Annotated in this window: 9 protein-coding genes; 4 read left to right on the forward strand and 5 right to left on the reverse strand. The window is 60.3% G+C overall.

The features are described from left to right. Positions 1–75 precede the first annotated feature (75 nt). Positions 76–483 carry a serine kinase/phosphatase gene (locus ACYSTU_RS04045; protein WP_110602979.1) on the forward strand — a complete coding sequence of 136 codons (408 nt, stop codon included), beginning with the start codon at positions 76–78 and terminating at the stop codon, positions 481–483. A gap of 108 nt (positions 484–591) precedes the next feature. On the opposite strand, the gene rimI is transcribed toward ACYSTU_RS04045, so the two are convergent. Next, a complete protein-coding gene (gene rimI / locus ACYSTU_RS04050; RefSeq protein WP_024014312.1) occupies positions 592–1,044 on the reverse strand; it encodes a ribosomal protein S18-alanine N-acetyltransferase in 453 nt (150 codons plus the stop codon). Then, a complete protein-coding gene (locus ACYSTU_RS04055) occupies positions 1,037–1,783 on the reverse strand; it encodes an energy transducer TonB (protein WP_110602976.1) in 747 nt (248 codons plus the stop codon). Before ACYSTU_RS04055 ends, rimI begins: the two co-directional genes overlap by 8 nt. Before the next feature lie 242 nt (positions 1,784–2,025). On the opposite strand from ACYSTU_RS04055, the gene mksB reads away from it, so the two are divergent. From mksB to mksF, 3 genes are read left to right on the forward strand one after another with little or no spacing between them, the layout of a single operon-like run. Beyond that, positions 2,026–3,306 (forward strand): Mks condensin complex protein MksB, encoded by a 1,281-nt coding sequence (gene mksB / locus ACYSTU_RS04060; RefSeq protein ID WP_160768349.1) that lies wholly within the window; start codon positions 2,026–2,028, stop codon positions 3,304–3,306. After that, positions 3,296–3,997 (forward strand): Mks condensin complex protein MksE, encoded by a 702-nt coding sequence (gene mksE, locus ACYSTU_RS04065; protein ID WP_016773189.1) that lies wholly within the window; start codon positions 3,296–3,298, stop codon positions 3,995–3,997. The genes mksB and mksE overlap by 11 nt, the downstream gene beginning before the upstream one ends. Continuing rightward, complete coding sequence (gene mksF / locus ACYSTU_RS04070) at positions 3,994–6,834, forward strand: Mks condensin complex protein MksF (protein ID WP_016773188.1); 2,841 nt, start codon at positions 3,994–3,996, stop codon at positions 6,832–6,834. The genes mksE and mksF overlap by 4 nt, the downstream gene beginning before the upstream one ends. A gap of 177 nt (positions 6,835–7,011) precedes the next feature. Here mksF and ACYSTU_RS04075 read toward each other — a convergent pair whose 3' ends face one another. The 3 genes from ACYSTU_RS04075 to ACYSTU_RS04085 are packed head-to-tail and all read right to left on the reverse strand — an operon-like array spanning position 7,012 to position 10,577. After that, a complete protein-coding gene (locus ACYSTU_RS04075; RefSeq protein WP_498996142.1) occupies positions 7,012–9,315 on the reverse strand; it encodes a PqiB family protein in 2,304 nt (767 codons plus the stop codon). Then, positions 9,308–9,931 carry a paraquat-inducible protein A gene (locus tag ACYSTU_RS04080; RefSeq protein WP_160768346.1) on the reverse strand — a complete coding sequence of 208 codons (624 nt, stop codon included), beginning with the start codon at positions 9,929–9,931 and terminating at the stop codon, positions 9,308–9,310. Before ACYSTU_RS04080 ends, ACYSTU_RS04075 begins: the two co-directional genes overlap by 8 nt. Next, entirely contained in the window at positions 9,918–10,577 is a 660-nt protein-coding gene (locus ACYSTU_RS04085) for a paraquat-inducible protein A (protein ID WP_071173598.1), read from the reverse strand. The genes ACYSTU_RS04080 and ACYSTU_RS04085 overlap by 14 nt, the downstream gene beginning before the upstream one ends. Positions 10,578–10,657 lie beyond the last annotated feature (80 nt).

Genomic DNA, 10,657 nt, shown 5'->3' on the forward strand with positions numbered 1-10,657 from the left:
CGCAAAGTGTTTTCGTTGGAATTCTCGCGCGCCCGGTGAGTCCACTCAGTAAGGCCCACACTATGAGGAATTGCCATGACTGATTCACGACGCCCTTATGATGCGGTGCAACCGGAACCCATCGATGATAACGAAGACCGCATGGGCTCGGTGCACGAGCTGGATTTCGACGATGAAGAGCCCAGCGCGAAGATCGGCGATGAGCTGCCAGAGCGTGAACGTGAACAATTGATGCCGGCTGAGCGAGTGCGTGAGGCGGGTATGACCGGGGCCTCGGTGGACGATCACCAGCCGACTGACGATGACCTGAGCCCGGAAACGTTGATTCGCGAGGATGGTGCGCGCGATGCCGAGGAAGTCGGCGATGGTAATCAGGCGGATTGGGATCTGAGCGTGGTCGATGAAAATGACATCGGCGGCGGTGACGGGCTGGATGAGGCGGAACTGGCGGATCTGGATCCGCTGGATGGCAAGCGGAGATAAGAGGCGCCTGATCTGACGCGTTCGCGAGCAGGCTCGCTCCCACAGGTTCAGGGATGGTTACAAAATCCAATGTGGGAGCGAGCCTGCTCGCGAAGCTTTCAAGGTCGATCAGTCAACCAGGGTACAGACCATCACCACCGCATCCTCACGTCCACCCACCGCCGGATAATAATCACGACGCCGGCCAATCTCGTTGAAGCCATACCGCTCATACAACCTGAACGCAGCCGTGTTGCTGTCGCGCACTTCGAGAAAGCATTCCCGAGCCTCGGCCGCATACGCCCGCGACATCAAATGCTCAAGCAACGTCAGGCCCAACCCCCGCCCCTGATTTTCCGGCTTGACGGTGATATTGAGCAGGTGCGCCTCATCAAGAATGATCTGCACCACACCGTGGCCCACCTGCTGCTGCCCTTCGAACATCAGCCAGATCTGGTATTTGCCCAGGCCATCGAGAAAAATCCCCCGGGTCCACGGATGGCTGTACGCGGCGTATTCGATCTTCAACACAGCGTCCAGGTCCGCCTCGGTCATCGGGCGAAAGGTTACAGCCTCACTCATCGGATTGTTTCCAGCGCGCCATCAGCCGACGCATGGCTTGCCACACAGCGGCCTTGCGCTGTGGCTCTTCCATTAACAGTTCCAGACCGGGAATCGCCCAGGCCAGGCCCAGACCTTCGATCTGCAATTCACTATTGAACGCTTCGGCGTCCGCTTCCCCGGCAAATTTCACCGCCGGCAGGCCGATCAGCCACAGACAGGCGCAGGGCGCCGCTTCCATCTGCACCGAGAGGAAACCCTGCACGAAGTCGCGCGCCGCTTCCGGGCCTTGATCCAGCGTGCCGCGATTGAGCCACGGCCAGCGCACAGGTTCGCCGACGATTTGCGGCGCATCCGGCAAACCGGCGGCGCGCAGCATGTCCTTGAGCAGCAGGTAGGCCGGATCGCGACTCTGAAACGCTTCGCCTGTGGGTAACTCGACCAGCAGCAGGCAACGCCCGGCGCGCAGCAGTTGCAGGGCGAAACGCGGTGGCGGCACTGGCGCTGGCTTGACCACCACCGGCGTGTCGTCGACTTCTTCCACCGGTTTCGCGCCGTTGCGGGTACTGGCCAGCGACGGACGCGGCACCTCGATTTTCGGTCGCTCGGCCTGACGCGCGGCAGGCTGCGCCGGTGCTTCGGCCAGAGGCGCCGGAACAACCGGTACCTCAAGCTCAGGCTCGGGCATCTCCAACAGCTCGGGCCGCGACGGTGCGGCGAAAGGCAGTTCGGTGCGCGGCAGCCAGTTGACCACCTGCATGGCGTTCAAATAGGCGCGGCGGCGGGACTCGATAAGCAAAGGTCGGCCACTTGTGGATAACGGAAAGTGCGCTGATTCTACCGCCCTTCGCACAAGATCGCTCGCTGTTGATCGATACCCCGCGCTGCGCTGCGCCGCTGCCCTTTGGGCAAAGAATGCGACAGCCCGTCCCGAGAGTGAATCGCCGCGCCTGTGATGCAGTACAATCGCCGCTTTTAATCGCCAACCAGCCGGCCATTCCGATGATCGAACCCAAGCGCGTCTTGCGCGCCCTCGCTGAACACTGGGCACTTCTGGAGCCACTGTGCGAGCACTTCGACCAAGGCACCCTGAGCCTCAACGAACTGCGCACGCAACTGGCCGCCCAACAACTCGACAGCACGCCGCAGGACATCACCAGCCTGCTCGACGTGTGGATTCGCCTCGATATTCTGGTTCCGGTGGCGAAAAGCCCGAACCGTTTCGAGCTCAACGCGCAGATCCACGACTTCCTCGCCTACCTGCGCCGCGAACACCGCCTCGGTCTGTGCCTGGAAATCGAAGCCTACCTGCGTCACCTTGAGCGTCTGGCCGGTTATATCCAGGACGCTTTCGATGTTCGTGACGGCAACGATCTGGCGCGCCAACTGCGCTTGCTCGACATGCGCGTGCGCGACGTACTGAAGAAACTCGACAACGATGAACAGGCCCTGGTGGCAGTCGCCGAACGGGCGAAGACCAGCGACCGGCAGATTCCGCTGCGTCAGCGTTACGCCGAAGTACTGGCGACGTGGGACGAATACGTCGAGCCGATGATTGATCTGGTCAACGCCGACGGCGCCTTCGAACAAGGCGTGCGCAAGGTCGAAACGGTGCTACTGAAGATGCTCAGCGAACAGCAGCGCCTCGGCCATCTGGTCGATGACGACATGCTCCTGCGCACCCACGCGCGCATTCTCGAGATGCAGACCAGCGCGCAATTGACCCTGCGCCATGCCCGCGAACTGCTGCTGCCATTGCGTGAAGAAGCGCGTCGGCATAACGCCGTGACCCGTGGCGCCGCACTGGCGCTGGCGGCGATCCGGCGTAAAGGCATCGACGCCGTGCCGCAAGCGGCGATGCCGCTGTTCACCCGCCCACAGAGCACTTTCCTGGGCAGCGCCAGTCAGGTCGAAGCCTACGTTTATGCGCTGGCTCGTTTCGAGCCGAAACCGGCGCGCTTCCCCAAGGCGCACAAAACACAAAAGGCTGGCGACGCGCCACGTGCACCGCGCACCGTGCGCGAAATGGTCGATCGGTGCGAAGAGTCCCTGCCGATGCCGGACCTGATGACCTGGCTGCTGGAGCAGGAACCGGATGGCGCCACCGACGAATTGCTTTACTGGTTCTCGCGCCTGTCGCGGGAAAAACGCTTCAAGCGCGAGCGTCTGGAACGCCGCGAATACCACACTCACGAGCATCAGGTCAGCCTGCGCTCCTTCGCCCTGCTCTCGGCCAGCGACACCGCCGCCGAGGATTCTGCGAGCATCCCAAATGCATCTTGATCTTTCCGAACTGTCGCAACTGGCGCCGATCTTCCGCGAGTTGTTCAAGGGTTACCACGTCAGCCGCCGTGATCCTGAGCTGTACGCACAACTGTCGAATTTCCAGGACCAGTACCGCACGCTGTTCAAGGCGCTGGGCTTTGAACTGGTCTGCGACACCCGTGGTTTCTACTATTTCGTGCCGGACATGGCCGCCGCAGCGGTGAACAAGACCGCCCAGCGTCTGGCGCTGTTCACCTTCATCCTCGTCGAGCACCTGGCCGATCAGGGCCGCGATCCGATTGCCGTGCTCGATGGCGGCAGCCTCGGCCGCGAAGAATTGCCGTCGCTGCTGGATAAATACCGCGACCTGTTCATTCAGGCCGAAGTGCAGACCGTCGAAGAGCTCGAAGAAAAAATCATGCGCCGCATGACCCAGCTTGGTTTCGCCGGCGAAGAAAACGGTGTCTACCGCTTCCTGCCGCCGATGCACCGTTTCCTCGACGTGTGCCTGTCGGTACAACAGGACCGCGACCTGGCAGCCAGCGTCCACAGCGTTCTGCCGCTGCCGGCGCCGGTGCTGATCGACGAAGAAGCCGAAGCGAAATTCCTCGAAACCGACGATCCGCTCGATCTTTCCGAATTTGAAGAAGAAAGCGAAGAAGACGCACTGGCCCGCGCCATTGCCGAAGAACAGGAGTCCGATGCATGAGCCAGGAACGCTACGGCATCCGCCGCTTTGCCCTTTTGAATACCGCCGGTTACAGCCTCGGCCTGTTCCCGCTGGAAGAACCGCTGTCGGTTTATGGCGCGAACAACCTCGGCAAGTCGGCGTCGATCAACGCCTTGCAGTTTCCGATTCTGGCGCGCATGTCGGACATGAGTTTCGGCAAGTACAGCCTCGAGCAATCGCGGCGTTTCTACTTCGCCTCCGACACCAGTTACATCCTCGTCGAAGTCAACCTGCCCCACGGCCCGCACGTGATCGGCGTGGTCGGTCGCGGGCCGGGGGGCGGTTTCGGGCACCAGTTCTTCGCCTACGCCGGCAAGCTCGATCTGGCCCACTACCAGAAAAACGACACCTGCCTGCGCCAGAAAGAACTGTTCAGCAATCTCGAAAAAGAAGGCCTGAAGGCTTACGAGCTCAAGCCGGATGAACTGCGCCGCTTGCTGGTTGGCGGCCACACGTCGATCCCGCTCGACCTGACGCTGATCCCGCTGCGCTCCACCAGCGAGCAGAGCCTGAAGACGTTCCGCGCGCTGTTCATCAACCTGCTGCACATGCGTGAAATCACCGCGGCCAAGCTCAAGCAACTGTTCCTCGATGCTTTCGAACACAGCCTGCGTTCGGGCAGCGTCGATTACATCGCCGCGTGCGAAGAAGCCTTCCGCGATGTGCGGCGCATGGAGCAGGACTACAACTCGCTGGTCGCCGCCGGCCCGTTGGTTGAAGCGCTGGCCAACGGCGTGAAACAGCGCGATGTGCTGCGCGGCAAACTGCATCGCCTGTCGCCGCTGCTCGATTCCTTGCTCGGCACCTGGTCGGACTACGCCACCGCGCGCAAGGAAGAGCTGACCATCCAAGCTGAGCACTACCGCCGCGAGCAGGACGATTTGCAAAATGATCAGCGCGGCGGCACTCAGGAACTGATGCGTCTGGAGCGGGAAATTTCCGGCATCCAGCGCTGGCTCGGTGAGCTGTCGGTGCTGAAGAACCGCTTCGCCCTGGTCGATGACGTCAAAGTGCTCGAGCAACAATTGCTCGCGGCCAAGGATGCTCACGATGAACTGGCCGGAGCCCTGGCGCAGTCCCGTCAGTTCAGCGCCGAAGATCTCGAAGAGCGTCTGCGCGATCTGGAAAAACGCCTGAAGTCGGTGAAGCAGCAACTCGACCACGCTGATAACAACAGCTACGCCCGTCTGCGCGAAGAGTTCTCGCAACAGGACGTCGAACGCCTGATGCGCCTGTTCAACAGCGCGCTGTTCAGCCTGCCGCTGGGTGAACATGGCATCACCCTCGACGAGAACGGCGAGTGGGTCAAATCGGTCGAGCTGATTCTTGATGGCTTCAAGGGCGAGCGCTTCGAAGTGCCGGGCCTGTCGATCGACATCTCGCACATTGAGCCGCCTGCCTTGCAGGCTCTGGCTGACCGCGCCGCGTTGCGCGATCAGAAGGAGCGTCTGGAAAAAGAGCTCAAGCAACTGAAAACCCAGCAAGCCGTGGCCGCCGACCGCGCCGCGAGCAAGACCCAGACCGAGGCGCTCTATCAGCAGGTGCTGGACGCGCAGAAGGCGCTGGAAGATTTCCGTCGCACCCAGACCCTGAGCGCCGAAGAAAACGACAAACTCGAACAACTGGCGCAGATGGAAGCCGCGCAGGACGAACTCAAGCGCTCCAGCGATGCCTTCACCGAGCGCGTCCAGCAACTGTCGGCCAAGCTGCAACTGGTCGGCCGGCAGATCGCCGACATGGAAGCCAAGCAACGCACCCTCGACGATGCCTTGCGTCGTCGTCAGTTGCTGCCAGCGGACCTGCCGTTCGGAACGCCGTTCATGGATCCGGTCGATGATTCGATGGACAACCTGCTGCCGCTGCTCAACGACTATCAGGACAGCTGGCAGGGTCTGCTGCGTGCCGATGGGCAGATCGAGGCGCTGTATGCGCAGGTGCGTCTGAAAGGTGTGGCCAAGTTCGACAGCGAAGACGACATGGAGCGGCGTCTGTCGCTGCTGATCAACGCTTACGCGCACCGCACCGATGAAGCGCTGACCTTGGGCAAGGCGCGGCGCGCGGCGGTCACCGATATCGCCCGCACCCTGCGCAACATCCGCAGCGACTACGACAGCCTCGAGCATCAACTGGCGTTGTTCAACCGCGAGATCAACAAGCGTCAGGTCTCCAACCTGCAGAGCTTCCGCATCGTCCTCGCGCCGAACAAGGAAGCGCTCAAGCACATCGACCAGATCATCCACAGCGCCGGCCAGTATGAGGAAGGCGAAACACTGTCGGTGTTTGACCTCAGCCAGAGCGCCGAGCAGGACAACAAGAACGAAGAGGCCAAGGAATACCTCGCGCGGCTGGTGGCAGCGAACCACAACCAGCTCGGCCTCAAGGACTTGTTCGAACTGGCCTTCGAGATCACCAAGGTCAATGGTCAGCCAGTCATCCACACCGACATCGACGGCGCGGCCTCAAACGGTACGACCATGACCATCAAGGCACTGACCAACATGTATTTGTTGCTGCACTTGATGGATCGCGACCTGGCCGGCCGCGTGCGTCTGCCGTACTACCTCGACGAGGCGGCGGACATCGACGAGAAGAACCAGGCGGCGCTGCTGGAAACCAGTCTGCAACTGGGCTTCGTGCCGATTCTGGCGAGTGTGAAGCCGCAAGTCTGCGCCAGTGTCGCGATCGACCTGGAAGGCGGCAGCGGCCCGGCAGGCATCTACATCGATGAAGCGGACTGGAAGTACATCCGCCGCCATGATGTGGTCAAGGCCACACTGAATGTGCAGGCCGATGAGCCGGAGCTGGATGCGGTTTGATCGGCTTTAGCTGAAGGCAAAAAAAGGGCCGCGATCTGATGGGATCGCGGCCCTTTTTTATCGCCTGGATTTTGTGTTGATATGGCTGGCCCCTTCGCGAGAAGGCTCGCCCCCACGATTGGAATGCGTTCCCCTGTGGGAGCGAGCCTGCTCGCGAAGGCGTCTCAACAGACGCTGCTATTTACCAAGCTGAATCTTCGGCGCCCAGGTCAGCCATTCATCCTCGAATTTGTCGAACAACGGGAACGTCTGCTCGGCCCGCGCCGGGTTGCCCATGCGTTCACCGTCCGGGGTGGCGAAGGCAATCCCACCCTGAATCAGTGTCTCCAGCGACTCGGTGCGCACCGTCACGCCTTTGAACAACCCATAATCGAAGCCCACGCCGCTGGTGTTCCAGAAGCGGCTGCCGCTGCGCACCAGCGGCGCATACTTCGGCTCGATCAGGATGTGCACCAACACACGGTCAGCGGTCTGGCCCAATTCATAACCGGTCACCTTTCCGACGGTGATTTCACGGTAGGTCACTGGTACGCCAGGCTTAAGCGAACCACGACGTGCGGCGCTCAACACCAGACTCAGACCCGCTTCTTGCTTGGTGACTTCCGGCGCCTCGGCCAAGGCAACGAAGTTCTTCTGCGGGCCGAGATTCTTCGCCGCCGGCTGGACTTCGATGTATTTACCGGTGACCAGCGTTTCCAGATTCTGCGTCTTGACCAGGCCCAGCTCCGGCTTGACCACCCAGAACTGACTGCCGACTCGCGCAATCTTTTCCGGTACTTCGGTGATGCGTGCGGTGAGGATTACCGACTGCATGTCATCGGTCAGATCGACGCTTTCAATCTTGCCGACATCCAGCCCCTTGAAACGTACCGGCGTACCGCTGCTCAAGCCGTCAGCGCGATCAACCTTGATCGTCACTACCGCGCCTTTCTTGTTCGCCTCATCGTGGTCGGCGAACAGACGGAAGCGCGGTATGCGTTTCTTCAACGGCGCATTGGCTTGCGGCGTTTCGAACGCGATACCGCCGGCCATCAGGGTTTGCAAAGATTCACTCTTGACCTGAATGCCGCCGGTCAAGCCACCCGTGAGGGTAATGCCGCTGACATTCCAGAAACGCGTCGAGGCGTTGACCAGGTTTTCGTATTCCTTCTCGATGTGCACGCCGATGACCAGCTGCTTCTTGGTTCGGGAGAACTGGTAGCTCTGCACCGAACCGACCTTGACCTGCTTGTACAGAATCGGACTGCCGACATCGATCGAACCCAGCGAATCGGTAAACAACACCAGATGCAGGCCCGGCGAACGCAGATCCAGCGGCGGTGCTTTCGGTCGCGCCTCGAATTCGCGTTTCGGCGCAGCGCCTTTGTCGCCCGGACGCACGGCGATGTAATTACCTTTCACCAGCGCTTCCAGGCCGGTAATACCCGCCAGGGAAATCGACGGTTTGACCACCCAGAACTGCGTGCCCTCAACCAGATAGTCTTCGGCCAACGGATCAAGGGTCAGCTCGGCTGTTGCACTGTTCAGGTCCGGATCGACTTTGAGCGCTTTCAGGTTGCCGACCTGAATGCCTTTGTACATCACCGGTGTGCGACCCGCCTGCAGGCCCTCGAAATCACTGAGTTTGACCTTCACGCGAATCCCGGCGGCGGCGGCGTCGAAGTCTTCATAGAGACGGAATGGCAGGCTCGGATCGGTCGCTGGGCTGTCCTTGCGATTCTCCGGCGTGGCGAAGGCGATACCACCGGCGACGATGCTGGCCAGGGATTCGCTGCGCACTTTCACGCCGGACAGGTTGGCGTCGATGCTGATGCCGCTGGCGTTCCAGAAACGAGTATGTTTGCGCACCAGTTTGGCGTAGGTCGGCTCAATGAACACCTTCAGTTCAACGGTGCTTTGATCCTCGGAAAGCACGTAGCTTTTGACCTGACCGACCTTGATCTGCTTGTAGAACACCGGGCTGCCGCGATTCAGCGAGCCGAGGCGATCGGCCTTGATGGTCAGGTGCAAACCGGGCTTGGCGTCGGACAGCGGCGGCTCTTCGGCGAGTGCCTTGAACTTGCGCACGGGCTCGCCTTCACCGGGACTGATCGCAACATAGTTACCCGAGACCAGCGTTTCCAGACCAGTGATACCGGCCAGGGTCACGCTCGGTTTGACCAGCCAGAACCGCGTGCTGGTCTTCAGGTATTGCTCGACGTCCTTGTTCATTTCGATAGTGGCGATCACTCCTTTGGAGTTGCCTTCATCGTCGAGCTTGAGCGTCTTGACCTTGCCGACCGGCATGCCTTTGTAGACCACTTCGGTCTTGTTGGCCTGGATCCCTTCGCCGCTTTCGAAGCGCACCTGAATTTCGATACCGGTCTCGGAATAAGCACGCCAGCCGAGCCAGCCGCCGATGATCAAAGCGATCAGAGGCAGCACCCAAATGGCCGACCAGTTCGAAGCCGGTCGGGTTTTCGCTACAGGCAAATCAGTCATGGTCGTCGTCCGACTCCGTGTTATCCCAAATCAGTCGGGGATCGAAAGTTACTGCGGCGAGCATCGTCAAAATCACCACAGAGGCGAAGGCGACGGCGCCCAAATTGGCTTCGACACTGGCTATACGGCCGAAGTTAACGACCGCCACGAGAATGGCGATCACGAAAATATCGAGCATCGACCAGCGGCCAATGAACTCGATGAATCGGTACATCCAGATGCGCTGACGGGCCGACAATGGCTGCCGGCGCTGCACGGAAAACAGCAACAACGCGATGCCGACCAGTTTGAACGTGGGCACCAGAATACTGGCGATGAACACCACGCTCGCGATTGGAATCATGCCGTGCTGCACCAGTTCAATCACGCCGGACATGATGGTGCTCGGTTCACCCTGGCCCAGGGAGCTGACCGTCATGATCGGCAAGACGTTGGCCGGAATATAGATAATGGCTGCCGTGATCAACAGCGCCCAGGTGCGGGTCAGGCTGTTGGGGCGGCGAGCGTGAACCTGCGCGCCGCAGCGGGTACAGCTTTGCTCATCGGCGTCAGCTTCCTGCTTGTTCAGTTCGTGGCATTCGGTACACACCAGAATGCCCGCATCAATCGCCCGCATGGGCATCCTCTCCTGATAATGCCTGCCAGATCTGATGCGGTGACATCACCACCTCCAGCCAGACTTGTACCAACAACAAGCCAATGAAACATGCCAGCCCGAGGCCGACGGTGATTGCTGCCATATCCGCCAGCTTCACGATCGCGACGAGGACGCCCATGAGGTAGACCTCGAGCATGCCCCAGTCTCTGAGGTGGTGGTAAATACGATAGAGCAACAAGCCATAACTACGGCCGACATTGAAGCGGATCGTCAGTAGGACAAACAGCTGGCACAACAACTTGAGTAACGGTATGGCCATGCTGCAAAGGAAGACGACAATCGACACTCCTTGCATATCGGTGTTGAACAGACCTACCACACCACTCCAGACCGTATCCTGCGAAGATTGCCCGAGGATATTGAGTTGCATGATGGGTAAGAAGTTTGCCGGCACGTAAAGTAATAAAGCCGCGATCACCAGAGCGAGGCTGCGCTGCACCACGTTATGGCGGTGGGCATATAACTCGTAGCCGCAGCGCGGGCAGAGCGCTTTCTCACCATGGGCAAGTGTCGGCTTGCGCATCAGCAGGTCGCACTCGTGGCAGGCTATCAAGTCTTCCAGCGGTAAATCTGACAGCCCGGGGGCGTCAACCGATTCTGACATACAGGCTCTGGCTCCGATAAAGATGGGGCTATTCTAGTGTTCTGTTTCGAAAATAACTGTGCAATTTTGTTCGCCGTAGC

This window comes from Pseudomonas glycinis (assembly GCF_054871425.1).